The sequence below is a fragment of the Streptomyces sp. NPDC002032 genome, from assembly GCF_042890765.1.
GTDB lineage: Bacteria > Actinomycetota > Actinomycetes > Streptomycetales > Streptomycetaceae > Streptomyces.
On the sequence record NZ_JBIASM010000007.1, the window covers coordinates 27128 to 50707 of the forward strand.

Consider the following 23580-nt stretch of genomic DNA (forward strand, 5'->3'; position numbering starts at 1 on the left):
GCATGCTGCTGGTACCCCTGTACGAGCACCCCGCCGACCGCCCCGAGGAGTGGGAGCGGCTCATCCGCTGCGCCGGCCGGCTGCACTCCGTGGTGCTCAACCCCGACAGCGGCCCGGGCCGCGCCCCCGACGAGCGGTTCGCCGCCGTCGCCGCCCGGCTGCGCGAGGCGGGCGTGGCCGTCCTCGGGTACGCCGACACCGACTACGGGCGCCGCCCGCACGCGGAGGTGGTGCAGGACCTGCTGCGCCACCGCGACTGGTACGACACCGACGGGGCCTTCCTCGACCAGGCCGCCGCCGGGCCCGAACTGCTGCCCCACTACGGCCGGCTGGCCGTGGCCGCCCGGGCCGCCGGAGCCCGTACGCTCGTCCTGAACCACGGTGTCCACCCGCATCCCGGGTACGCCGGGTTCGCCGACCTGCTCGTCACCTTCGAGGGACCCTGGGACGCCTACCGGGACGCGGCGGCCACCCCGCCCGCCTGGACCGCCGACCACCCCGCCCGGACGTTCTGCCACCTCGTGTACGCGGTCCCGCCCGGTGCGCCGGCCGCCGAGCTCGCGGCGGAACGCGGGGCCGGGGTGTACTGCGCGGTCCCCGGAACCGGCGCGCACCCGTGGGGCACCCTCCCGTACGCCCTGGAGGCGGCCGGATGAAGAGAACCACCACCACCGCGGCGGCGGCCCTCGCCGCCCTCGCCCTGCTGATGCTCACCGGCTGCTCGTCGGATTCCGACGATGACGACGGGACGCCGGAACCCGGACCCACCGGGGCATCGACCCCGGCCCCGGCACCCGGGCAGCGCTGGCAGCCGAAGCCCGGCACCGCCTGGCAATGGCAGCTCAGCGGCAAGCTCGACACCTCCTTCGACGTGCCCGTGTACGACGTCGACGGGTTCAACACCAGCCAGGAGCAGGTCACCGCCCTGAAGCGGGCCGGCCGCCGCACCATCTGCTACATCTCCACCGGCGCCTGGGAGGACTTCCGCCCCGACTCCGGCGACTTCCCCGAGGACATGCGCGGCAAGGGCAACGGCTGGAAGGGCGAACGCTGGCTCGACGTCCGCCGTCTGACGGACCTCGAACGGCTGATGGGCAAGCGCTTCGACATGTGCCGAGACAAGGGCTTCGACGCCGTCGAACCCGACAACATGGACGCCTACCACAACGACTCGGGCTTCCCGGTCACCGCCGACGACCAGCTGAAGTTCAACCGGATGATCGCCAAGCTCGCCCACGACCGGGGGCTGGCCGTAGGCCTCAAGAACGACCTCGACCAGATCCCGCAGCTGGTCGGCGACTACGACTTCGCGGTCAACGAGCAGTGCGCCCAGTACCACGAGTGCGACGAGCTCACCCCGTTCGTCCGGGCGGACAAGGCCGTCTTCCACGTCGAGTACGAGCTGTCGGCGGACCGTTTCTGCGCGCGCTCCAAGGAGCTGAAGCTCAGCTCCCTGGAGAAGAAGCTCGAACTCGGTCCCTGGCGCAAGGCCTGCTAGCGGGGACGGCGGAAGCGACGGGGGCGGCGTCAGACGACCGGGAGGATCGCGTGGACCCGGTAGCCGCCCCCGTACCGCGGCCCGGTGAAGCACGAGCCGCCCAGCGCGCCCGCCCGCTCCCGCATGCCCAGCAGCCCGTGCCCGCCGCCCGGATCGGCCGGCCCGGGGGCCGAGTCGGCCGAGTCGCCCCCGTCGTCCAGCACCGTCACCTCCAGCGAGGCACCCACCCGCACCACGCTGACCTCGGCCTTCGCCCCCGGACCGGCGTGCTTGCGGACATTGGTCAGCGCCTCCTGGATCACCCGGTACGCCGCCAGGTCCACGGCGGACGGCAGCGGTCCGGTGTCCGCCCCGAGCTCCAGGAGCACCCGTACCGGCAGCCCGGCGTGCCGGAAGGTGTCCAGCAGTTCCTCCAGCAGGGCCAGCCCCGGCGCGGGCTCCGTCGGCGCCTCCGGATCGCCGGACTGCCGCAGCAGCCCGACGGTGGCGCGCAGCTCGTTCAGCGCCGACCGGCTGGCGTCGCGGACGTGCGCGAGGGCCTCCTTGGCCTGGTCGGGCCGCTTGTCCATGACGTGCGCGGCCACCCCCGCCTGGACGTTGACCAGGGCGATGTGGTGGGCCACCACGTCGTGCAGGTCCCGGGCGATCCGCAGCCGCTCCTCGGCGACCCGCCGCCGGGCCTCCTCCTCGCGGGTCCGCTCGGCCCGTTCGGCCCGCTCGCGCATGGCGTCGATGAAGGCCCGCCGGCTGCGCACCGCGTCCCCGGCGGCCGCGGCCATCCCGGTCCAGGCGAAGACGCCGATGTTCTCCTGCGCGTACCAGGGCAGCGGTCCCGCCAGCATGGCCACCCCGGTCAGCCCGGCCATCGTCAGCACCCCGGTCCGCCAGGTCGTGGGCCGGTCGGTGCGGGCCGCCACCGTGTACAGGGCGATCACCGCGCACATCGCGACGGGCGCCCTCGGCTCCCCGGTGCTCAGCTCCAGCATCGACAGCCCGCAGGTCACCGCCAGCACGGCGCGGGGCCGGCGCCGCCGCAGCACCAGGGCGGCCGCGCCGAGCAGCATCAGCACCAGGGAGAACGGTTCGGGGGCGCGGGTGCCGAAGGTGGGCCCGTGCGGTCCGTGCGGATCGGCGAAGGACCCGAGGACCATGAAGACGAACGCCCCGAGCGCGAGCACGGCGTCGGTGGCGAGCGGATGCGCCCGCGTCCACCGCCGGCTGCGGGCGAAGGGCCCGGGGTCTGTCGTCACCCGGATACGGTACGGGTTCCCCGGCGCCCCGCGGGGCTCAGGCGGGCCCGGGCGGCGGCGGAGGGGGCCGGCGGACCACGGGGGCGCGGGAACGGGCCGGCCCCCACTTCGCGCGGACCGTGCACACGGCCATCACGGCGGCGATGGCCGCCAGGTGCTCCTTGCCGGCGAGGTTGTCCTTGAACAGCACCTCGCCGATCATCACCAGGATCACCAGGCCCCCGGTCAGGTAGGCCCGGTAGCGCCAGCAGACGTAGATCGCGAGCCCCACGACGGCGGCCGAGGGCCCGGTGTCGTTGACGATCCGGTCGGTCACCGGCAGGCCGAAGGGGTGGTCGGGCCCCAGCGAGAGGCCGATCCTGGCGTAGGTGGTGCCGGCGAGGGTGGCGACGTAGCCGATGAGCAGGGTGCGCCACCAGCCGATGCAGATCTCCGCGATCCCGAAGACCAGCAGGATCTGCGCGAGGGCCCCCCACACCGGCAGGTCGAGGGCGGGCACGAACAGCGAGAGCGGCGTGCGCAGCAGCGCGAGCCACAGAGGGTCGACGGCTTTGACGGACCCCAGGTTCTGGACGGGCTGGAAGCCCCATGACGTGTTCTGCACGACCTGGAAGACCGAGGTCAGGCACACCGCGCCGATGGTCATCGGGATCGCGCGCCACTTGTCGCGGACGAGCGCGTCCCGGATGGTCCAGAACATGGGGCCCCACTCACGGCGGGCGAACCGCCGTAGTGGGGCCGTCGACCACGACGTCAACGAATCGTCTCCAGATGTCTGCGGTGCAGCCACTTCGGCAGGCCGGGTGCCTCCAGGAAGCCCTCGGCCCGGCCCGCCGCGATACCGATCCGCAACAGGTCGGAACTCTTCTCGAAGAGCATGAACCGCGGTTCCCAGATCGGCCGGTATTTGGCGTTGGCCCGGTAGAGGGACTCGATCTGCCACCAGCGGGAGAAGAAGCTCAGCAGCGAGCGCCACATGCGCAGCACCGGACCCGCGCCGAGCTTGGACCCCCGCTCGAAGACGGAACGGAACATCGCGAAGTTCAGTGACACCTGTGTGACGCCGATCTCCTTCGAGCGCTCCAGGAGTTCGATGACCATGAACTCCATCAGGCCGTTCTCGGAGTCGCGGTCACGGCGCATCAGGTCGAGCGAGAGGCCCTTGGGGCCCCACGGCACGAAGGACAGCACGGCCCGCAGGTCGCCGTTGCCGTCGGTGCACTCCAGCATCACGCACTGGCCGTCGTCGGGATCGCCCAGCCGGCCCAGCGCCATGGAGAAGCCGCGCTCGGTCGCGCCGTCGCGCCAGTCGTCGGCCCGCTTGAGGAGGACGTCCATCTCCTCGGCCGGGATGTCCGCGTGGCGGCGGATGCGGACCGTGTACCCGGCCCGCTTGACGCGGTTGTAGGCCTGCCGGACGGTCCGCATGGCGCGGCCCTCCAGTGTGAACTCGTCCGTCTCCACGATGGCCTCGTCACCGAGCTCCAGCGCGTCCAGGCCGTGCCGCGCGTAGATCTGCCCGGCCTCCTCGCTGGCCCCCATCACGGCCGGCACCCAGCCGTGCTCGCGGGCCTCGGCCAGCCACGGCTCGATCGCGCCGGGCCAGGCCTCGGGGTCGCCGATCGGATCGCCGGAGGCGAGCGAGACCCCGCCGACGACGCGGTAGGTGACGGCGGCCTTGCCGGTGGGGGACCAGATCACGGACTTCTCGCGGCGCAGCGCGAAGTAGCCGAGCGAGTCGCGGTCGCCCTGCCGGGCGAGCAGCGCCCGCAGCCGCTCCTCGTCCTCGGGGGTGAGCGGGTCGACGGCGCGGCGCGAGCGGAAGGCCGCGAACAGCACCGCGAGCAGCAGCAGCATCGACATCACGTTGATGCACACGTCCACCCAGGCGGGCGTGGTGATCGCGTGGTACGCCTTGTCGTCGGGCGCGAGCGTGATCAGCCGCATCACGCCGTACCGCCAGCGGGCCAGGAACGTCGCGTCCGCGCTGTCCGGGTCCGTGTTGGTGGCCCCCACCAGCAGGGCGGCGACCAGCGAGGTCAGCAGCAGGCCGACGGCGGCCACGACGGTGGCCAGCTTCGGGTTCGAGCGGTCGCCCTTGGCGTAGAACTCGTGGCGGCCCACCAGCAGCGCGCCGACGAAGGCCGCCGTCAGGGCGAGCGAGACCCAGTTCTGCGCGTGGTCGCGGAACTCCGGGTAGCAGAGGTTGAAGTCGCCGCTCGTGCAGGGGGCGAAGGCGGCGACCGCGAAGGCCAGCAGCAGCATGCCGCTGACCACCAGGTTCAGGATCCACGCGGCCCGCTTGCGGCGGCCCATCGTGACCGCCAGCAGCAGCGAGAACAGCCCTGAGGCGAACCCGGCCGTCAGCAGGTACGGGGTGTAGAAGTCGGCGGTGTTGTGCCGGCGCAGGTCCTGCCCGAGCGAAAGCCACACCGCGCTGAGGAAATTGACGAAGGTGACGGCCCGCAGGTACCAGACCGCGAAGGCGGCGCTGCGCCTCGACGAGGCGCTCCCCCTGCGGGTCTCCGCCTTCGGGACGGGCTCGCCGCCCGGCTCCTTCTTGTCCTTCTTGCTGTTGGAAACCTTGCCGGAGGCCTGATCGAGGCTCCGGTCGGTGTCTGCGCTGGTCAAGCGGACCTCTCCCATGAAAAGCGATGATATGGGGCGTCACCGTCCACAGGCAGTGCGTGCACTGCGGACTGATCAGGCCCGTAGTGCCCGGTGTCTCAGTCCGTCGGCTGTTCCACGGCCGCCCGCTCCGGAAGTTCCGCCGCGAGTGCGGCGGCCGCCTGGACCAGGGGGAGTGCCAGCAAGGCCCCGGTTCCTTCCCCCACTGTGACGCCGTGGTCGAGCACGGGGTTGAGTGCCATCCGGTCCAAGGCCTTGGCCTGGCCCGGTTCCCCGCTGGTCTGTCCGGCCAGCCACCAGTCCGGGGCCCGGAAGGCGGCCCGCTGGGCCACCAGGCCGGCGGCCGCCGAGACGACCCCGTCCAGGATGACAGGCGTGCGGCGCACCGCGCACTGGAGCAGGAAACCGGTGATCGCGGCGACGTCCGTACCGCCGACCGCGGCCAGCAGGGCCGTCTGGTCGCCGAGCACCGGCCGGGCGCGTCGCAGCGCGTCGCGGATCGCGGCGCACTTGCGCATCCAGGCCAGGTCGTCGATCGGCACCCCGCCGCGCCCGGTCACCACGGAGGCGTCCGTCCCGCAGAGCGCGGCGACCAGGACGGCCGCCACGGTGGTGCCGCCCACGCTCAGGTCGCCGAGGACGACCAGGTCCGTACCGGAGTCGGCCTCCTCGTCGGCGATCGCGATGCCCAGCCGCAGGGCGGCCTCGGCCTCCTGCGCCGTCAGCGCGTCCTCCACGTCGATCCGTCCGCTGCCGCGCCGCACGCGGTGGCGCGTCACGTCCTCGGGCAGGAGGGACGGATCGCAGTCGAGGCCGGTGTCGACGACGCGCACGCCCGCGCCGAGCCGCCGGGCCAGGACGGACACCGGGCTGGTCCCGTCCAGGACGGAGCGGACCAGCTCGTGGGCGCTGCCGGCGGGGCGGGCGGAGACGCCCTGGGCCGCGATCCCGTGGTCGGCGGCGAACAGGACGACGCGCGGCCGCTCGACCGGCTTCACCGGGACCTGCCCCTGCGCGGCGGCCAGCCATTCGGCGAGCTCGTCGAGCCGGCCCAGCGCACCGGGCGGCACGGCCAGCCGCTCACGGCGATCCTCGGCGTCACGCCGGACGCCCCCGTCGGGGCGCTCGATCAGATCGGAGAAGTCGTCGAGATTCAGCGTGGTCATCTGCCAGAGACTACAGCCGGTCAGGCCCTGCCTCAGGGGGTGTCCCGCCGATCCCGTGGCGGTCCGTCACCCCGGCTGCCCCTTCAGGACGAGGGCCTGCCCCGCCACCACCAGCAGGACGTGCTCGCACTCGCCCGCCACCGCGTTGTTCAGGCGCCCCAGCTCGTCGCGGAACCGCCGCCCGGAGGCCGTCGCGGGGACCACCCCGGCGCCCACCTCGTTGCTGACGAGCACCACCGTGCGGCGGGCCGCGCGGACCGCCGCCACCAGGTCCGACACCCGGTCGCGCAGCTCCTTGCGGCCCCGCGCCGCCCACGCGGAGTCGTCCCAGGCGTCGGCCCGGTCCATGGCGTCGGTGAGCCACAGCGCGAGGCAGTCGATCAGCAGCGGGGGCCCGGACGCCGCCAGCAGCGGCGCCAGTTCGCAGGTCTCCACCGTCCGCCAGCCGGCCGGGCGGCGCTCGCGGTGCAGGCCGACGCGCTGGGCCCAGTCCGCGTCGTCCTCGCGGGTGCCGGAGGTGGCCGCGTAGACCACCTCGGGGTAGGCCTCCAGGCGCCGCTCCGCCTCGACGGACTTGCCCGAACGGGCACCGCCCAGCACCAGGGTGCGCCGGGGCACCCGCGGGCCCGCGCGGTACTCGCCCGCCACCACCGTGGTGCCGTCCGGGACGGCGCGTGCGCCGGCCGCCGCGCACCGGCGCTCCAGCTCCCGGCCCGGCGGGGTGTCGTGGTCCAGGTGCACGGCGATCACGTCGGTCGCCGGGCCGACGGCGCCGCTCGCGCGCAGCCGGGCCAGGGCTTCGGGGCGGCCGAGCACATCGGCGATGACCACGTCGTAGGCCCGCCGGGCCGTCGTCCCTGTGGTGCCCGCGGGGGCGCCGCCCGGCGGGAGGTACAGCAGCCGGCTCCCGTCCGGGCCGGTGACCTCGTACCCGGTGCCCGGCGCGTCCATCGGTACCGCCCGCACCCGGTGCCCGCTGATCACCGCGAGCTCCCGCCCGTCCGGCACCCGGCCCGCCGCCGGCAGCCCGGGCGGCAGCTCGACGGCCGGCCCGTCGTGCGGGTGCGTCAGCAGCACCTGCCGGACACCGGCCAGCGAGTGCCCCGCGCGGGCTCCGGCGAGCACCGCCCCGGGGGTCAGGTCCAGCAGCAGTGCCCCGTCCACGACCACGGAGGTCGCGGCGCGGGCCAGGCCGCCCACGGAGACCGCGCAGGCCGCGCAGGGACAGCCGGGGCGGGGGAGTCCTTCAGGGGTACCGGTGCCGAGCAGAGTGAGTTCCACACAGAGATCCTCCCGCGTCGCCGGGAGTGCTGCGCGCCCGGTTACTCTGCGGGCACACTCATGCCGAGAAGTGTGAGAACGCGTGCGAGCAACGGAGGCGGACATGGTGTGGACGTGGCGGTTCGAGACGGCCGACGGCACGGAGACGAGCCCGGCGGTGGAGCCGGAGGAGTTCACGACCCAGGGCGACGCGGAATCCTGGATCGGCGAGGTCTGGAAGGAGCTCCTGGACGGCGGCGCGGAGCAGGTGACCCTCTTCGAGGACGGCACCCAGATCTACGTGATGAGCCTGCGCGCCGCCTCCGAGGCGTAGCCGTACATCCCCTGGCCCCGCCCGGCGTCGGGCGGCGCGGGGCCGGGGCGCAGGCGAGGGGCGGCCGGGCTGGATCACCGGTCGGTCCGGGCCGGGTCCTGCTCCGGGAAGGGGACACGAGCGCCGCTCCGGTACGAGGGGGCGGACGAAAGCGCTCCCGCCCGGAGGACCGGACGGGAGCGCTGGGCAGACGGGTGGGCGGACGGACGCCTAGCCGCGGACCCCGCACAGGTGCAGCAGCGCCGCCACCGAGCGGTAGGGGTCGGTGCGCCCGGCGCGCTCCTCGGCGGCGAGCAGGGCTTCGAGTTCGGCGTCCGGCGGGAGTTCGCTGCCGGCCTCGGTGCCGTCGGTGAAGACCCGTACGCCGTACCAGGTGGCGAGCGGGGCGCCGATGCCGGACAGGGTCGAGGTCAGGTCCGCCAGCCGGTCGGCGCGTACGTCCATGCCGAGCCGGTTCGTGTAGTCGACGGTGTCGAAGGCGGCCAGCGCCCTGTCCCAGTCCCCGGCCAGTCCCGGCCGCAGCGCGAGGGCGTCGCCGTTGCGCACCAGCAGGGACAGCAGGCCGCCGGGCGCCAGCATCCGGGCCAGCCCGGCGAGCATGGCGTCCGCCTCGGGCACGTACATCAGCACCCCGTGGCACAGCACCACGTCGAAGCTGCCCGGGACGAAGTGCACGCCCGTCTCGCGGCCGTCACCCTCCAGCAGCTGGACCCGGTCGCGGATCCCGGCCGGTTCGGCGGCCAGCGCCTCGCGGGCCGCCTCCAGCATCGCCGGGTCCTGCTCCAGGCCGGTGACCTTGTGCCCGGCGCGGGCCAGGCGCAGCGCCTGCGTGCCCTGCCCCATGCCGACGTCGAGGACGCGCAGCCGCTGCCCGACCGGGAAGCGGTGCGCGATCTGCTCCTCCACCTGCCGGCCCACGAGTTCCTGGCGGACGGCGTTGCGCAGTCCGCCCAGACCTTCGAGCCACAGCCGCGCGCCCGGCGCGAACCCCTCGTTCAGGGCCGTTCCCCGCGCTTGACCTGCGGCTTCGGCAGGCGGAGCCGGCGCATCTGGAGCGTGCGCATCAGGCCGTACGCGACGGCGCCGCGGCGCGGCTCGTTCGCGAAGCGCTCGTTCAGCGCCTTGCGCAGGCGGATGAAGAGGCCGATGGAGTCGAGGATGATCAGGACGATCACGCCGAGCCACAGCATCAGCGCGACGTTCTGGATCGAGGGCACCCGGACCATGCTCAGCACCAGGATGATCACCGCGAGCGGCAGGAACATCTCGGCGACGGAGAAGCGGGAGTCCACGTAGTCGCGGACGAACTTGCGGACGGGGCCCTTGTCGCGCACGGGCAGGTACCGCTCGTCGCCGTTGGCCAGCGCCACGCGCTGCTTGGCCATTTCCTCACGGCGACGTTCACGGGCTCGCTTGGCGTCCTCCTTGCGATTGCCGGTCGAGGCCACCACGGCCTTGCGCTGCGACTGGGCCACAGCACGCTTCGGCGTCGGGCGGCCCTTCGGGGCCTGCGGGTTACGGGGCTGCGAGAGGTCGGCGCTCACCTTGTCGGCGGCGGCGGCCTTCTCTTCCTTGGAGGAGCGGCTACCAAACACAAAACCCAAGCCTACGTGGTCGGGCGCACGCACCCCACCCCGGCGGGGAACGATCCGGCAACGGCGGGCGTCTTCCCAGTGCCGGGGTCCGCCCGGTCTCGGGGATCACCTACTCCTTGCGCCTGATACGGCGCGGGCGCACTCGTCCTGGAGGAGGAGCGCATCCGTACTCGAACAGTGCGGTAATGGAGACAGGGCCCGTACTGTGGGTCCTGTCGGTGACCTGGAGCACAGTCCGTCTAGAAGGGGGCGCGCGAAGCCCATGAGCGGTGTCATGAAGCGTATGGGGATGATCTTCCGCGCGAAGGCGAACAAGGCCCTTGACCGGGCCGAGGACCCGCGCGAGACCCTCGACTACTCGTACCAGAAGCAGCTGGAGCTGCTGCAGAAGGTACGCCGCGGAGTCGCCGACGTGGCGACCTCCCGCAAGCGCCTGGAACTGCAGCTGAACCAGCTCCAGGGCCAGTCCGCCAAGCTGGAGGACCAGGGCCGCAAGGCCCTCGCCCTGGGCCGTGAGGACCTGGCCCGCGAGGCCCTGTCCCGCCGCGCCTCCCTCCAGCAGCAGGTCAGCGACCTGGAGGTGCAGCACCAGACCCTCCAGGGCGAGGAGGAGAAGCTGACGCTCGCCGCGCAGCGGCTCCAGGCCAAGGTGGACGCCTTCCGCACGAAGAAGGAGACCATCAAGGCCACGTACACCGCGGCCCAGGCGCAGACCCGGATCGCGGAGTCCTTCTCCGGCATCTCGGAGGAGATGAGCGACGTCGGCCTGGCCATCCAGCGGGCCGAGGACAAGACCGCCCAGCTCCAGGCCCGGGCCGGCGCGATCGACGAGCTGCTGGCCTCCGGCGCCCTCGACGACCAGAGCGGCCTCGGCTCCAAGGACGACATCCAGGCCGAGCTGGACCGCCTCTCCGGCGGCACCGACGTCGAGCTGGAGCTCCAGCGGATGAAGGCCGAGCTGGCGGGCGGCCCGTCCGCGCAGCAGCAGGCCATCGAGGGCGGCGCCCCGGGCACCGCCCAGCCTTCGCAGACCCAGCACCGGTTCGACAAGCAGTAGGACAGGGGCCCGTCATGATTGTCCGCATCATGGGGGAGGGCCAGGTGAAGCTGGCCGACGGTCACTTCGCCGAGCTCAACGAGCTGGACGACGAGCTCCTCTCCGAGATGGAAGCCGGCGACGAAGAGGGCTTCCGGCGCACGCTGGGTGAGCTGCTCGACGCCGTGCGCCGCCTCGGCGAGCCGCTCCCCGACGACGCGCTGGAGCCGTCCGAGCTGATCCTGCCCGCCCCCGACGCCTCGCTGGACGACGTCAGGCAGATGCTCAGCGACGACGGCCTGATCCCGGGCTGACCCTGATCCCCGGCTCACCTGATCCGGGGCTGACCCGCTCCCGGGCCGACGCGCCCGCCGCCCGCCGCATCCAGGACACCCGGCGGGCCGGGCCGCACCGACGACGAAGGGCCCGCCCCCGCACCGGGGGCGGGCCCTTCGCTCATCCCCGCCCTGCGGGCCCGTCCCCCCGGTGCCCGTCGGCCCGCCTGCGCCCGGTGCGCTCGGGGTCCGGGGTGCCGCCGATGAACTCCTCGAACCTGCGGCGCGGCCGGGCCCAGCGCCGGTCGTGGTGGAAGGCCCGCAGCGCGGCCTTGGCCCGGGCGCGCGGGCGGTTCGCGTAGAACCTCTTCGCGTACGGGGAGTCCGGCCGGGCGAGGCGGACCGCGCCGATCAGGGCCGCGAAGGGGATCACCGTCCCGAACACCGCCGTGCGCGGCTTCCCCTTCCACAGGGCGACCAGCGCCAGGAAGAAGTTGGTGGCGGTGTTCATGACGACCAGGCCCCGGCTGTGCCGCTCGCCGGGGGTCAGCTCGTTGACCCCGAAGGGCAGGAACCCGCCCAGCACCAGCGCGACCACCGCCGCCGTCAGCACCACGATCTCCACGCTCTTGCGGCCCTGCTCGCTCCAGTAGACGTCGTCGAGGTGCAGGATCAACGCGAACTCGTCCAGCACCAGCCCGGCGCCCAGCCCGAACAGCACGGCCGAGAGGCCGGAGCCGAAGCTGTGCTGGCCGCTGCCGACCGCGCCGAAACCGCCGATGATCACGAGGACCACCCCCGGGACCACGTGGTGGACGTGCAGCCCGCCCGGGGTGATGTTCTTGAACGGGCCCCGGCCGGCCCGGATCAGCCGGGTGATCACCCGGGTGACCAGGAAGGACAGCACGAAGGACAGCAGGGCGAGCAGCAGCGGGAGCTTGCCCGGCTCGACGATGTTCCGGTACCACCAGTGACCCACGACACCCGCTCCCGTTTTGGCGCGTATTGAGATATTTACCGCCGGCCCGGAGCGGGTAGCGTTCGCGCCGATGACAGACTCGTTCGATGATCCACCACCGGCGCCGCCCTCCGAGCGCGCCTCCCTCGCCGACGGACTCCGCTTCGCGTTCGGCACGCTGAGCGTCCTGCCCGCCCGGATCACCCGCTGGGACCGGCCCGCCGCCCGCAGCGGTATGGCCTGCGCCCCGCTCGTCGGCCTGGCCCTCGGCCTGCTCGCCGCGGCGGCCGGCGCCCTCCTGCTCGTCCTGGGGGGCGGCCCGCTGCTCGCCGCGGCCGTCACCGTCGCCGTCCCGGCCGCGCTGACCCGCGGGCTCCACCTCGACGGACTCGCCGACACCGCCGACGGACTGGGCAGCGCTAAGCCCGCCGAGGACGCCCTGCGGATCATGAAGCAGTCCGACATCGGCCCCTTCGGGGTCATCTCCCTGCTCGTCGTGTTCCTGGTGCAGGTGGCCGCCCTGGCGAACGTCTACGCCGAGGACGGCTGGGCGTCCGGCGCGCTCGCCGCGGTGCTCGCCGCCGCCACCGCCCGCCTCGCGATGACCCTGGCCTCCCGCGCCGGGGTCCCCGCCGCCCGCCCCGAAGGCCTGGGCGCCGCGGTCGCGGGCGTGGTCCCGCGCCGCGCCGCGGCCGCCGTGGCCGGCGCCGTCGCCCTGGCCGCGACCCTGGCCGCGCTGCCGGCCGGCCTGCCCGGGGCCGCCCAGCACGCGGCGGCCGTCGCGGCGGGGCTGCTGGCCGCGGAACTCCTGCTGCGCCGCTGCGTCCGCCGCTTCGGCGGGGTCACCGGGGACGTCTTCGGCGCCCTGTGCGAGGTGGCGGCCACCGCCGCCCTGCTGGTCCTCGCACTCGGCTGAGCGCCCGCCACGCTCCCGCGTACCCTCGGGGGGTGGACGACACGGGGACCCAGACGCAGGAGACCGGCCCCATCAGGGTGCTGCTCGCCGACGACCAGGCGCTGCTGCGCAGCGCGTTCAAGGTGCTCGTCGACTCCGAGCCCGACATGCAGGTCGTCGGGGAGGCCTCCGACGGGGCCCAGGCCTACGCCCTGGCGCGCGAACGCCGGGCCGACGTCGTCCTCATGGACATCCGGATGCCCGGCACCGACGGGCTCGCCGCCACCCGCATGATCAGCGCCGACCCCGGGCTGTCCACGGTCCGGATCGTCATGCTCACCACCTTCGAGGTGGACGAGTACGTCATCCAGGCCCTGCGCGCCGGAGCCTCCGGCTTCCTCGGCAAGGGCGCCGAGCCCGACGAACTGCTGAACGCCATCCGCCTCGCGGCGGCCGGCGAGGCACTGCTCTCCCCGGCCGCGACCAAGGGCCTGATCGCCAGCTTCCTCGCCCAGGGCGGCCACGCGGAGGCCCCCGCCGCAGGCTCGGCCCACGCCGAACGCCTGGCCGCGCTGACCGTCCGCGAGCGCGAGGTCCTCGTCCTGGTCGCCGCGGGCCTGTCCAACGACGGCATCGCCGCCCGGCTGGAGGTCAGCCCGCTGACCGTGAAGACCCACGTCAACCGGGCGATGGCCAAGCTCGGCGCCCGCGACCGGGCCCAGTTGGTGGTCATCGCGTACGAATCGGGCCTGGTCCGTTCGCGCGCCGACTGACCCGCGGAGCCCGTCCCGCCACACCCCACGGAGTACTGCGGACGCGGTATGCCGTACATAAGGACAGGACCTGGGAGCGACGCGACGGCGTGCCGCGGCGGGAGAGGCTGGGGAGCCCTCGCCTACGTACTGCAGAGAGATCCCACGCCCATGTCATGGCTGTCCCGCTTCAGCCTTGCCCAGAGAGCGCTGATCGGCCTCGTGTCGATCATCGCGCTGCTCTTCGGCGCCATAGCCATCCCGCAGCTCAAGCAGCAGCTGCTGCCCTCCATCGAACTGCCCATGGTGTCCGTGCTCGCGCCGTACCAAGGCGCCTCGCCCGACGTGGTGGAGAAGCAGGTCATCGAGCCGATCGAGGCGACGCTCAAGGGCGTCGACGGCATCACCGGCATCACCTCCACCGCCAGCGAGGGCAACGCCCTCATCCGGGCCACCTTCGACTACGGCGACAGCGGCACCAAGCAGCTCGTCGCCGACGTCCAGCAGGCCGTCAACCGGGCCCGCGTCCGGCTGCCTTCCGAGGTCGACCCCCAGGTGGTCGCCGGCTCCACCGACGACATCCCCACCGTCGTCCTCGCCGCCACCTCGGACAAGGACCAGCAGGCCCTCGCCGACCAGCTGAACAAGTCCGTCGTCCCCGTCCTGGAGGACGTGCCCGGCGTCGCGCAGGTCAGCGTGGACGGCGTCCGCGACCTCCAGGTCACCGTCACCCCCGACGACGCGAAGCTCGCCGCGGCCGGCCTCGACGCCGCGAAGCTGGGCGAGGGCCTCAAGGCGGGCGGCGCGACCGTCCCGGCCGGCTCCTTCGACGAGGAGGGCAAGAACCGCACCGTCCGCGTCGGCTCCGGTTACACCTCCCTCGCCCAGCTGGAGGACCTGCGGCTGAGCCCCGGCCCCGGCAAGCCGGCCGTCCGCCTCGCTGACGTCGCCGCGGTCAGGCAGGAGCCGGCCGCCGCCGACTCCATCACCCGCACCAACGGCAAGCCCAGCCTCGCCCTCGTCCTGACCATGGACAAGGACGGCAGCGCCGTCGCCATCTCCGACGCAGTCAAGGACAAGCTCCCCGCCCTGCGCTCCACCCTCGGCTCCGGCGCCGCCCTGACCGTCGTCAGCGACCAGGGCCCGGCCGTGGCCAAGTCCATCTCCGGCCTCACCACCGAGGGCCTCCTCGGTCTCGCCTTCGCGGTGATCGTGATCCTGGTCTTCCTGGGCTCGATCCGCTCGACCCTGGTCACCGCGGTCTCCATCCCGCTGTCCGTGGTCCTCGCCCTGATCGTGCTGTGGACCCGCGACCTGTCGCTGAACATGCTGACCCTGGGCGCGCTCACCATCGCCATCGGGCGGGTCGTCGACGACTCGATCGTGGTCCTGGAGAACATCAAGCGCCACCTCGGCTACGGCGAGGAGCGCGAGGCCGCCATCATCGCCGCCGTGCGCGAGGTGGCCGGCGCGGTCACCTCGTCGACGCTGACCACCGTCGCCGTCTTCCTGCCGATCGGCCTGGTCGGCGGCATGATCGGCGAGCTGTTCGGCTCCTTCTCGCTCACCGTCACCGCCGCCCTGCTGGCCTCGCTGCTGGTGTCGCTGACGGTCGTTCCGGTCCTGTCGTACTGGTTCCTGCGCGCCCCCAAGGGCACCTCGCTGGATCCGGAGCAGGCCCGCCGGAACGCCGAGGAGAAGGAGGCGCGCAGCCGCCTGCAGAAGGTCTACGTACGGGTCCTGGGCTTCGCCACCCGGCGCCGCCTGACCAGCGTGGCCCTCGCGGTCGTCGTCCTGGTCGCCACCTTCGGCATGACCCCGCTGCTCAAGACGAACTTCTTCGACCAGGGCGACCAGGACGTCCTGACCGTCAAGCAGCAGCTGGCCCCCGGCACCTCGCTTGCCGCCTCCGACGAGGCGAGCCGCAAGGTGGAGAAGGCCCTGGCCTCCGTCGAGGGCGTCAAGGACTACCAGGTCACCGTCGGTTCCTCCGGCTTCCTCGCGGCCTTCGGCGGCGGCACCGGCACCAACCAGGCCTCCTACCAGGTCACCCTGGACGACGCCAAGGACTCCGGGGCCGTCAAGCAGCGCATCCAGGACGCCCTGGGCAAGCTGGACGGCATCGGCGACACCTCCCTCTCGGCGGGCGGCGGCTTCGGCAGCCAGAACCTGAGCGTGGTCGTCAAGGCCGGTGACGCGGACGTGCTCGCCAAGGCCGCCGAGCAGGTGCGCGCCGAGGTGGCCACCATCAAGGACGTCACCGACGTCCAGAGCGACCTGGCCCAGTCGGTGCCGCGGATCTCCGTCACCGCCACGCCCAAGACCGCCGAGGCCGGCCTGAACCAGGCCGCGCTGGGCGCGGTCGTCGCCCAGGCCGTCCGGGGCAGCCAGGTGGCCAAGGCCGTACTGGACGACACCGAGCGGGACGTCGTGATCCGCTCCTCCCGCCCGGCCACCACCCTGGCCGAGCTCCAGGCCCTGCCCGTGGGCCCCGTCAAGCTCGGCGACATCGCCGAGGTCAAGGTGGTTCCCGGCCCGGTCGCGATGACCCGGATCGACGGCGCCCGCGCCGCGACCATCACCGCCAAGCCGGTCGGCGACAACACGGGAGCGGTCAGCGTCACCCTGCAGAACAAGATCAAGGCGCTCCACCTGCCGGCCGGGGCCGACGTCGCGATCGGCGGGGTCTCGCAGGACCAGTCCGACGCCTTCGGCTCGCTGGGCCTGGCCATGCTCGCGGCCATCGCGATCGTGTTCATGCTGCTGGTCGCGACGTTCCGCTCGCTCGTCCAGCCGCTGATCCTGCTGGTCTCCATCCCCTTCGCGGCGACGGGCGCGCTGGGCCTGCTGATCGTCACCGGCACCCCGATGGGTGTCCCGGCGATGATCGGCATGCTGATGCTCATCGGCATCGTGGTGACCAATGCGATCGTCCTGATCGACCTGGTCAACCAGTACCGGGCGCAGGGGCTGGGCGTCGTCGAGGCGGTCATCGAGGGCGGCCGCCACCGGCTCCGCCCGATCCTGATGACGGCCCTGGCGACGATCTTCGCCCTGCTGCCGATGGCGCTCGGCGTCACCGGCGAGGGCGGCTTCATCTCGCAGCCGCTCGCGGTGGTGGTGATCGGCGGCCTGGTCAGCTCCACGCTGCTGACCCTGCTGCTGGTGCCGACGCTCTACACGATGGTCGAGCTCCGCAAGGACCGCCGCCGCGCGAAGAAGGCGGCCCGCCCGACGGCGGTCCCGAAGCCGGCCACCGACGAGGACACCCCGGTCAAGGTCTGACCGGCATTCCGAGGCCCCCGGCCCCCGCCTCACGCGGGGCCGGGGGCCTCACCGGTCCCAGGGGTAACGCCCCCCGCACTCCGCCCGGGCCGGCCGCTCGCGCCAGCCGGTACGGGCCGGCTGGAGGAAGCGGGAAACGCGAAGGGGGCCGGCCGGCATTCGCCGGGCGGCCCCCTCGGGGCGGGCGGTCACCGTTACGGCAGTGCCAGCATCCGCTCCAGAGCGAGCTTCGCGAAGCTCTCCGTCTCCTTGTCGACCCGGATCTGGTTGACGAGGTTGCCCTCGGCCAGGGATTCCAGGGTCCACACCAGGTGGGGGAGGTCGATGCGGTTCATCGTCGAGCAGAAGCAGACCGTCTTGTCGAGGAAGACGACCTCCTTGTCCTCCGCGGCGAAACGGTTCGCCAGCCGCCGGACCAGGTTCAGCTCGGTGCCGATCGCCCACTTGGAGCCGGCCGGGGCCGCCTCCAGCGCCTTGATGATGTACTCCGTCGAGCCGACGTGGTCCGCGGCCGCCACGACCTCGTGCTTGCACTCCGGGTGGACCAGGACGTTCACCCCGGGGATCCGCGCCCGTACGTCCTCGACCGACTCGACCGAGAACCGGCCGTGCACCGAGCAGTGGCCGCGCCACAGGATCATCTTCGCGTTCCGCAGCTGCTCCGGGGTCAGACCGCCGCCCGGCTTGTGCGGGTTGTAGAGCACGCAGTCGTCCAGGGACATGCCCATGTCGCGGACGGCGGTGTTGCGGCCCAGGTGCTGGTCGGGGAGGAACAGCACCTTCTCGCCCTGCTCGAACGCCCACTCCAGGGCCTTCTTCGCGTTGGACGAGGTGCAGATCGTGCCGCCGTGCTTGCCGGTGAAGGCCTTGATGTCGGCGGAGGAGTTCATGTACGAGACGGGCACCGTCGCACCGGCGACGCCGGCCTCGGTCAGCACGTCCCAGCACTCCGCGACCTGCTCGGCGGTGGCCATGTCGGCCATCGAGCAGCCGGCCGCGAGGTCGGGCAGGACGACCTTCTGGTCGTCCGAGGTCAGGATGTCCGCCGACTCGGCCATGAAGTGCACGCCACAGAAGACGATGTACTCGGCCTCCGGCCTGGCCGCGGCGTCCTTGGCCAGCTTGAAGGAGTCACCGGTGACGTCGGCGAACTCGATGACCTCGTCGCGCTGGTAGTGGTGGCCGAGGATGAAGACCTTGTCCCCGAGCTTCTCCTTGGCCGCGCGGGCGCGGGCCACCAGGTTCGGGTCGGACGGCGAGGGCAGGTCGCCGGGACATTCCACACCGCGCTCGCTCCTGGGGTCGGCCTCGCGGCCGAGCAGCAGCAGGGCGAGGGGCGTCGGCTGGACGTCCAAAGGCTGGGCGGTGGTCACGACACGCACCCTTTCTGTTCTGCGACAAGGGACTTCGGGGGAGACATCGCTTCGACTTCTCGTCTATTTGACGCTATCTATCATAACCGCTTCACGTCACTTTGACGATGGCCATAGTGTCGATGTGACGCATTCGCCCCGGCCGGGGCCCGCCACTCCACCGGCCCTCCGCGCGGGGTCCACCGCTCCGCCCGGGTGTGCGAGCATGAATATCTGAAACAAGGCGGCGGGCCCGGAATGAATGCGCGGTCCCGCTGGTTGCCACCGACGGCAAGAGTCCGACGTTTCCCCAGCCTCCGCCGGGGAGCCGCCCACTTCGGGAGTGAATGCAGATGTCCGTACAGGACGACAAGACCACCGTGAGCGACGGCATCCTCCTGTCCGACGCCGCCGCCGAGAAGGTCAGGACCCTCCTGGAGCAGGAAGGCCGCGAGGACCTGGCGCTCCGCGTCGCCGTCCAGCCCGGCGGCTGCTCCGGCCTGCGCTACCAGCTCTTCTTCGACGAGCGTTCCCTCGACGGCGACGTCGTCAAGGACTTCGACGGCGTCAAGGTCGTGACCGACCGGATGAGCTCCCCGTACCTGCACGGTGCCTCGATCGACTTCGTCGACACCATCGAGAAGCAGGGCTTCACCATCGACAACCCGAACGCCACCGGCTCCTGCGCCTGCGGCGACTCGTTCAGCTAGGCCCCGGCCCGGCTGACCCCGCAGGACCGAGGGCCCGGGTACCGGACGGAAATCGTCCGGTACCCGGGCCCTCGCGCGCACCCGCTCCCCGCCACCGGGGCCACGGCTGCGGCTACGGCTGCGGGACTACTGGCGGGGGAGCTCCTTGCCCGTCGTCGCGTCGACCACCTTGCGGCCGCCGAGCGGCTGCTGGAGCCGGGCCGTCACGGACGTCTCCTGCGCCAGCATGATGCAGGCCTGCCCGGGCTGCTTCGGGGTGTCCGTGATCTTGACCAGCACCGAGCCGCCCTCCTCCCGCGCCTCCAGGGCGTACGTGCTGCACACGCTGCCCCAGAAGTTCACCGTCAGGGTCCGGTCGGCCTGCGCGTACGAGAACCCGGGCACGGTACGGCCCTGCGGAGGCACCGGGGCGCCGCCGCCGTTGCCGCCGTCGTCCTTGGCCGCCGGGCCCGCCACCGTGCGGGCCGCCCCGCCGTCCTTGGCCGCCACCTCGAACAGCCAGGCCGGGACCAGGCCCCGCCCGCCGTCGACCGTCCCCGGGGCCAGACCCAGCACGGCCCCCCGTACGGTCTCGGTCCGCGGCGGCTTGACCGGGCGCGGCTCCGGGTTGCAGGGCAGCGTGTCCGTCGCGCCCGTCGGGGTGTCCGGGGTCAGCGGGACCGAGGTCGCGCAGCCGCTGGGGCCGGTGCCGCTGCCGTCGCCGCCCCCGGCCGCCGCGTTGAGCCGGGCCAGCGCCTCGTCGGCGCCGACCACCGGCTGCTCGGCCGCCCGGACCGGGGCCTTCAGCTCGCCGCTGCCCGCCACCACCCGGGCATCGGCCGCCACGGTCAGCTTGGTGGACCAGCCGGTGGTGGCCAGTCCGCCCACCACCGGGTCGGCGCTCACCACCCGTACGGAGTCCCGGGTGAGCCGGGCGTCCACCTTGGCGTCGCCCTGCCCGGCCGCCGCCAGCACCGGGGCCGCGGCCGCCTTCGCCGCCTCCTCGGTGACGGGCGCGGCCGAAGCGCCCGAACCGGCCACCGCCGCACCCCCGCCGCCGCCCTGCGGGAGGGTGGCCGGGCCGCAGGTGTCCTTGCCGCGCACGCAGTCGTCCCCGGCGCCGTTCCCGCCCGGGGCGGTCCCCTGGAACCGGGAGAAGCTCCAGGTCCCGGGAGCCTTGCGGGTCACCGTCAGCCGGGGTCCCGAACCGTCGGCGTCCTCCCCGGCCCGCCACTCCTCGCCGCTCAGCCGGGGCTCGCCGGAGATCCCGAGGGCGTGGGCCAGCTTCGCCACCTCCTCCGAGGAGACCTCGCCGGAGGCGCGGAAGGCGGGCGCGCCGCCCGCCGGGGCCTGGGGGAGCGGGCCCTCGGCCCGGTAGGTCACCGGGCCGCCGGACGGGTCCGGCTCGCCGGGGGCGATGCCGGGCCCCGGGGGGGATCCCGCCGGGCGCGGGGCGACGGCCGCGCTGTCACTCGTACGGCTGCCGCTGCCCGAGGCATCCCCGTAGGCCGTCGACGCCCAGTAGGCCGTCCCGCCGCCGGCCAGCAGGACGGCTGCCGCGATCGAGCCGATGGCCCAAGACGGCCGCCGTCGTGTGGCGCGTGTCGTACCGGTGTCGGGTTCTTCGCTGGTCACCGCTTCGCTCCTTCGCGTGGTCCCGCCGTACGTGATGCGGGTGTGACGCGGCGGTCGCGAAACCGGTTCCCTCCCCGGGCCGTCAGTCCCCGTACGCCGCCGTGGAGGCGATCAGGCGGGCCGAGGCGGGCGGGACGCTGATGCCGTGGATCTGGGACGCCGTCACGCGGTCCGGACGGGGCCCCCGGGGAACCGGCCAGTGCGGAGCCATCCGGGCGCAGTCGCCCAGCAGCCGGGCGAAGCCGGGACGGGCGCCGGCGGAGTACTCGGAGTGCCCGAAGCGATCGGTAGAGGTCATGGAGGCACGGTAGGCACGCCGAAGCGAGCGAAGGAAGTCCTACTACGGGGTAGTTTCGCCGGGTCGGCCCGCGGCCGCGGACCGGGTAGTTTTGACTGTCCCCCGCCGTCCTCCGCAGGAGCATCCACGCCGTGCGCATCGCAGTCACCGGCTCCATCGCCACCGACCACCTCATGACCTTCCCGGGCCGCTTCGCCGACCAGCTCGTCGCCGACCAGCTCCACACGGTCTCCCTCTCCTTCCTCGTCGACAACCTCGACGTGCGCCGGGGCGGCGTCGGACCGAACATCTGCTTCGGCATGGGGCAGCTGGGCACCCGCCCGATCCTGGTCGGCGCGGCCGGCTCGGACTTCGACGAGTACCGCGCCTGGCTGGAGCGGCACGGGGTGGACACCGCGTCCGTGCGGATCTCCGAGGTGCTGCACACCGCGCGCTTCGTGTGCACCACGGACGCCGACCACAACCAGATCGGCTCCTTCTACACGGGCGCGATGAGCGAGGCCCGCCAGATCGAGCTCAAGGCCGTCGCCGACCGGGTGGGCGGGCTGGACCTCGTCCTCATCGGCGCCGACGACCCCGAGGCGATGCTGCGCCACACGGAGGAGTGCCGCACGCGCGGGATCCCCTTCGCCGCGGACTTCTCGCAGCAGATCGCCCGGATGGACGGCGAGAACATCCGCACCCTGATGGAGGGCGCGACGTACCTCTTCTCGAACGAGTACGAGAAGGGCCTCATCGAGTCGAAGTCCGGCTGGACCGACGCGGAGATCCTGGCCAAGGTCGGCACCCGGGTGACGACGCTGGGCGCGCAGGGCGTACGGATCGAGCGGGCCGGCCAGGAGCCGATCGTCGTGGGCTGCCCGGAGGAGACCGCGAAGGTCGACCCGACCGGCGTCGGCGACGCGTTCCGCGCGGGCTTCCTGACCGGGCTCGGCTGGGGCGTCGGTCTGGAGCGGGCGGCGCAGGTCGGCTGCATGCTGGCCACCCTCGTCATCGAGACGCTGGGCACCCAGGAGTACACCTTGGCGCGGGCGCACTTCATGGAGCGGTTCACCAAGGCGTACGGGGACGCGGCCGCCGCCGAGGTCCGCACGTACCTGACGGCGGCCTCGGCCTGACGGCTGCCGCCCGACGGCCGCCGCCTCAGACGAGGCGGCGCACCGTGTAGGCCGTGCCGCGCGGGCGCGGGGCCTCGCCCAGGTAGGCGTGGCCCCGCATCGCGCACCAGGCCGGCACGTCCAGGCGGGCGACCTCGTCGTCCGAGAGGACGGTCACGGTGCCGCCGACCGGGACCCGGCCGATGCTCCGCGCCAGCTCGATCACCGGCTGCGGGCAGCGCAGCCCCAGGGCGTCGACTTCGAGGTCGTCCGCCTCCGGGGCGACGGGGTGCTCCCGCGTGACGCCGAGCTTCTCCCGGACCCCGGCCACCGCCCGGGGCAGCACCTCCAGGAAGCCGTTCACCTCGTCCGCGGAGGTCCCCGGCGGCAGGGCCACCCGTACGTTCCCCTCCGACAGCACCCCCATCGCCCGCAGCACGTGACTGGGGGTCAGCGTGGAGCTGGTGCAGGAGGAGCCGGAGGAGACCGAGTACCCCGCCCGGTCCAGCTCGTGGAGCAGGGTCTCGCCGTCCACGTACAGGCAGGAGAAGGTGACCAGGTGCGGCAGCCGCCGGTCCGGGTCGCCCACCACCTCCACGTCCGGCACCAGCCGGGCCACCCGCCGCCGGATCCGGTCCACCAGCACCCGCAGCCGCGCCGCCTCCGCGTCGGCCTCCGCGCGGACCGCCCGCAGGGAGGCCGCCGCCGCGACGGCGGCGGGGAGGTTGACGAAGCCGGGGGAGCGGCCCGACTCCCTTTCGTCCGCCGGGTGTTGCGGGGCGAAGCGGACGCCCTTGCGGACGGCGAGGAGCCCGACTCCCGGCGGGCCGCCCCACTTGTGGGCGCTCGCGGTCAGCACCGACCAGCCCGGCGGCGTCGCGCCCCAGCCCAGCGACTGCGCCGCGTCCACCAGGAGCGGCACCCCGGCCTCCGCGCAGACCCCGGCCACCTCCGCCACCGGCTGGAGCGTGCCCACCTCGTGGTTGGCCGACTGGAGGCAGGCCAGGGCGGTGCCGGGGCCGAGGGCGGCCGCGTAGCCGTCGGGCGAGACCGCGCCGAGCCGGTTGACCGGCACCTGCGTCACCGTGCCGCCCGCCGCCGCGTGGGCCTGCGCCGCGTGCAGTACAGAACTGTGTTCGACCGCCGACACGACCAGATGGCCGCCGACGCGCCGGCGGCCCGCCAGGGCCCCCGCGACGCCCGTGTGAACCGCGTGCGTTCCCGAAGGAGTGAAAGACAGCTCGTCGGCCCGGCATCCCACCGCCTCGGCCGCCGCCTCGCGCGCCGCGTCCAGCAACAGCCGGGCCCGCCGCCCCTCCCGGTACAGCCGGGCCGGGTCCGCCCAGCCCTCGTCGAGGGCGGCCTGGAGCGCCTGACGGGCCACGGGGTGCAGCGGGGCGGCTGACGCGGTGTCGAAGTAGGGCATCCGGCCACGCTAACCGGCGGCGCCGGAAGGCCGCGGTCAGGGGCCGTCAGATGTCGTCCGGAGCCTGCCGTTCAGGGCCGGATGGACCGTCCCCCGGACGGCGGATCCATCCCTTCGGGGGCAGTAGCGGCGCGTTGGGCACCCTCCCCGC

22 protein-coding genes are annotated in these 23580 nt (G+C 73.4%); 10 read left to right on the plus strand and 12 right to left on the minus strand.

Features of this window, described 5'->3' with window-relative positions:
• Positions 1 to 2 precede the first annotated feature (2 nt).
• Together ACFYYT_RS18015 and ACFYYT_RS18020 are read left to right on the plus strand one after the other, a co-directional pair.
• The gene (locus ACFYYT_RS18015; RefSeq protein WP_351830526.1) at positions 3 to 656 is read left to right on the plus strand and encodes a spherulation-specific family 4 protein; all 654 of its coding nucleotides are present in this window, start codon (positions 3 to 5) and stop codon (positions 654 to 656) included.
• On the plus strand, positions 653 to 1498 hold the full coding sequence (locus ACFYYT_RS18020) for an endo alpha-1,4 polygalactosaminidase (RefSeq protein ID WP_351830527.1): 846 nt from the start codon (positions 653 to 655) through the stop codon (positions 1496 to 1498). The genes ACFYYT_RS18015 and ACFYYT_RS18020 overlap by 4 nt, the downstream gene beginning before the upstream one ends.
• A gap of 29 nt (positions 1499 to 1527) precedes the next feature.
• On the opposite strand, the gene ACFYYT_RS18025 is transcribed toward ACFYYT_RS18020, so the two are convergent.
• The 5 genes from ACFYYT_RS18025 to ACFYYT_RS18045 all read right to left on the minus strand — a co-directional run bounded on the left by ACFYYT_RS18025 (position 1528) and on the right by ACFYYT_RS18045 (position 7823).
• Positions 1528 to 2748, minus strand: coding sequence for a histidine kinase (locus tag ACFYYT_RS18025; RefSeq protein WP_351830530.1), 1221 nt, complete (start codon positions 2746 to 2748; stop codon positions 1528 to 1530).
• 37 nt (positions 2749 to 2785) lie between these two features.
• Positions 2786 to 3448, minus strand: coding sequence for a hypothetical protein (locus tag ACFYYT_RS18030; RefSeq protein WP_351830532.1), 663 nt, complete (start codon positions 3446 to 3448; stop codon positions 2786 to 2788).
• Between the two features lie 53 nt (positions 3449 to 3501).
• Positions 3502 to 5394 (minus strand): phosphatidylglycerol lysyltransferase domain-containing protein, encoded by a 1893-nt coding sequence (locus tag ACFYYT_RS18035; RefSeq protein WP_351830534.1) that lies wholly within the window; start codon positions 5392 to 5394, stop codon positions 3502 to 3504.
• A gap of 80 nt (positions 5395 to 5474) precedes the next feature.
• Positions 5475 to 6542, minus strand: coding sequence for a nicotinate-nucleotide--dimethylbenzimidazole phosphoribosyltransferase (cobT, locus tag ACFYYT_RS18040; protein WP_351830537.1), 1068 nt, complete (start codon positions 6540 to 6542; stop codon positions 5475 to 5477).
• Positions 6543 to 6608: 66 nt separating this feature from the next.
• Entirely contained in the window at positions 6609 to 7823 is a 1215-nt protein-coding gene (locus ACFYYT_RS18045) for a bifunctional adenosylcobinamide kinase/adenosylcobinamide-phosphate guanylyltransferase (RefSeq protein ID WP_351830539.1), read from the minus strand.
• A 103-nt stretch (positions 7824 to 7926) separates the two neighbouring features.
• On the opposite strand from ACFYYT_RS18045, the gene ACFYYT_RS18050 reads away from it, so the two are divergent.
• Positions 7927 to 8136 carry a hypothetical protein gene (locus tag ACFYYT_RS18050; RefSeq protein WP_351830555.1) on the plus strand — a complete coding sequence of 70 codons (210 nt, stop codon included), beginning with the start codon at positions 7927 to 7929 and terminating at the stop codon, positions 8134 to 8136.
• A gap of 210 nt (positions 8137 to 8346) precedes the next feature.
• Here ACFYYT_RS18050 and ACFYYT_RS18055 read toward each other — a convergent pair whose 3' ends face one another.
• Both ACFYYT_RS18055 and ACFYYT_RS18060 read right to left on the minus strand, forming a co-directional pair.
• Complete coding sequence (locus ACFYYT_RS18055; protein WP_351830541.1) at positions 8347 to 9054, minus strand: class I SAM-dependent methyltransferase; 708 nt, start codon at positions 9052 to 9054, stop codon at positions 8347 to 8349.
• 77 nt (positions 9055 to 9131) lie between these two features.
• On the minus strand, positions 9132 to 9740 hold the full coding sequence (locus ACFYYT_RS18060) for a DUF3043 domain-containing protein (RefSeq protein WP_351830543.1): 609 nt from the start codon (positions 9738 to 9740) through the stop codon (positions 9132 to 9134).
• A 253-nt stretch (positions 9741 to 9993) separates the two neighbouring features.
• Here ACFYYT_RS18060 and ACFYYT_RS18065 point away from each other — a divergent pair, with 253 nt between their 5' ends.
• Both ACFYYT_RS18065 and ACFYYT_RS18070 read left to right on the plus strand, forming a co-directional pair.
• Positions 9994 to 10788: a PspA/IM30 family protein gene (locus ACFYYT_RS18065; RefSeq protein WP_351830546.1), complete on the plus strand. Its 795-nt coding sequence runs from the start codon at positions 9994 to 9996 to the stop codon at positions 10786 to 10788.
• 14 nt (positions 10789 to 10802) lie between these two features.
• Positions 10803 to 11081: a hypothetical protein gene (locus ACFYYT_RS18070; RefSeq protein WP_351830548.1), complete on the plus strand. Its 279-nt coding sequence runs from the start codon at positions 10803 to 10805 to the stop codon at positions 11079 to 11081.
• 142 nt (positions 11082 to 11223) lie between these two features.
• Here the strand turns inward: ACFYYT_RS18070 and ACFYYT_RS18075 are convergent, their stop codons facing one another.
• Positions 11224 to 12021 (minus strand): hypothetical protein, encoded by a 798-nt coding sequence (locus tag ACFYYT_RS18075; protein ID WP_351830551.1) that lies wholly within the window; start codon positions 12019 to 12021, stop codon positions 11224 to 11226.
• Positions 12022 to 12091: 70 nt separating this feature from the next.
• Between ACFYYT_RS18075 and ACFYYT_RS18080 the strand changes: the two genes are divergently transcribed.
• The 3 genes from ACFYYT_RS18080 (at position 12092) to ACFYYT_RS18090 (ending at position 16932) form a co-directional block, all read left to right on the plus strand.
• Positions 12092 to 12916, plus strand: a complete 825-nt coding sequence (locus ACFYYT_RS18080; RefSeq protein ID WP_388608452.1) for an adenosylcobinamide-GDP ribazoletransferase — start codon at positions 12092 to 12094, stop codon at positions 12914 to 12916.
• Positions 12917 to 12948: 32 nt separating this feature from the next.
• Positions 12949 to 13668, plus strand: coding sequence for a response regulator transcription factor (locus ACFYYT_RS18085; protein WP_351820960.1), 720 nt, complete (start codon positions 12949 to 12951; stop codon positions 13666 to 13668).
• A 150-nt stretch (positions 13669 to 13818) separates the two neighbouring features.
• Entirely contained in the window at positions 13819 to 16932 is a 3114-nt protein-coding gene (locus ACFYYT_RS18090) for an efflux RND transporter permease subunit (RefSeq protein WP_351820957.1), read from the plus strand.
• Positions 16933 to 17126: 194 nt separating this feature from the next.
• On the opposite strand, the gene nadA is transcribed toward ACFYYT_RS18090, so the two are convergent.
• A complete protein-coding gene (nadA, locus tag ACFYYT_RS18095; RefSeq protein WP_351820954.1) occupies positions 17127 to 18314 on the minus strand; it encodes a quinolinate synthase NadA in 1188 nt (395 codons plus the stop codon).
• Positions 18315 to 18637: 323 nt separating this feature from the next.
• Here nadA and erpA point away from each other — a divergent pair, with 323 nt between their 5' ends.
• The gene (gene erpA, locus ACFYYT_RS18100) at positions 18638 to 18994 is read left to right on the plus strand and encodes an iron-sulfur cluster insertion protein ErpA (protein ID WP_008738845.1); all 357 of its coding nucleotides are present in this window, start codon (positions 18638 to 18640) and stop codon (positions 18992 to 18994) included.
• 126 nt (positions 18995 to 19120) lie between these two features.
• Here the strand turns inward: erpA and ACFYYT_RS18105 are convergent, their stop codons facing one another.
• Positions 19121 to 20608 carry a hypothetical protein gene (locus ACFYYT_RS18105; RefSeq protein ID WP_351820951.1) on the minus strand — a complete coding sequence of 496 codons (1488 nt, stop codon included), beginning with the start codon at positions 20606 to 20608 and terminating at the stop codon, positions 19121 to 19123.
• A gap of 82 nt (positions 20609 to 20690) precedes the next feature.
• A complete protein-coding gene (locus tag ACFYYT_RS18110; RefSeq protein ID WP_351820948.1) occupies positions 20691 to 20906 on the minus strand; it encodes a hypothetical protein in 216 nt (71 codons plus the stop codon).
• A 131-nt stretch (positions 20907 to 21037) separates the two neighbouring features.
• Between ACFYYT_RS18110 and ACFYYT_RS18115 the strand changes: the two genes are divergently transcribed.
• On the plus strand, positions 21038 to 22024 hold the full coding sequence (locus ACFYYT_RS18115; protein WP_351820945.1) for a carbohydrate kinase family protein: 987 nt from the start codon (positions 21038 to 21040) through the stop codon (positions 22022 to 22024).
• 25 nt (positions 22025 to 22049) lie between these two features.
• Here the strand turns inward: ACFYYT_RS18115 and ACFYYT_RS18120 are convergent, their stop codons facing one another.
• On the minus strand, positions 22050 to 23429 hold the full coding sequence (locus ACFYYT_RS18120) for an aminotransferase class V-fold PLP-dependent enzyme (protein WP_351820942.1): 1380 nt from the start codon (positions 23427 to 23429) through the stop codon (positions 22050 to 22052).
• Between the last annotated feature and the right edge of the window lie 151 nt (positions 23430 to 23580).

Coding starts and splice junctions, on each gene's coding strand:
- ACFYYT_RS18015 (WP_351830526.1), top strand. CDS start 3: ATGCTGCTGGTACCCCTGTACGAGCACCCCGCCGACCGCCCCGAGGAG.
- ACFYYT_RS18020 (WP_351830527.1), top strand. CDS start 653: ATGAAGAGAACCACCACCACCGCGGCGGCGGCCCTCGCCGCCCTCGCC.
- ACFYYT_RS18030 (WP_351830532.1), bottom strand. CDS start 3,448: ATGTTCTGGACCATCCGGGACGCGCTCGTCCGCGACAAGTGGCGCGCG.
- ACFYYT_RS18035 (WP_351830534.1), bottom strand. CDS start 5,394: ATGGGAGAGGTCCGCTTGACCAGCGCAGACACCGACCGGAGCCTCGAT.
- cobT (WP_351830537.1), bottom strand. CDS start 6,542: ATGACCACGCTGAATCTCGACGACTTCTCCGATCTGATCGAGCGCCCC.
- ACFYYT_RS18050 (WP_351830555.1), top strand. CDS start 7,927: ATGGTGTGGACGTGGCGGTTCGAGACGGCCGACGGCACGGAGACGAGC.
- ACFYYT_RS18065 (WP_351830546.1), top strand. CDS start 9,994: ATGAGCGGTGTCATGAAGCGTATGGGGATGATCTTCCGCGCGAAGGCG.
- ACFYYT_RS18070 (WP_351830548.1), top strand. CDS start 10,803: ATGATTGTCCGCATCATGGGGGAGGGCCAGGTGAAGCTGGCCGACGGT.
- ACFYYT_RS18080 (WP_388608452.1), top strand. CDS start 12,092: ATGACAGACTCGTTCGATGATCCACCACCGGCGCCGCCCTCCGAGCGC.
- ACFYYT_RS18090 (WP_351820957.1), top strand. CDS start 13,819: ATGTCATGGCTGTCCCGCTTCAGCCTTGCCCAGAGAGCGCTGATCGGC.
- erpA (WP_008738845.1), top strand. CDS start 18,638: ATGTCCGTACAGGACGACAAGACCACCGTGAGCGACGGCATCCTCCTG.
- ACFYYT_RS18110 (WP_351820948.1), bottom strand. CDS start 20,906: ATGACCTCTACCGATCGCTTCGGGCACTCCGAGTACTCCGCCGGCGCC.
- ACFYYT_RS18120 (WP_351820942.1), bottom strand. CDS start 23,429: ATGCCCTACTTCGACACCGCGTCAGCCGCCCCGCTGCACCCCGTGGCC.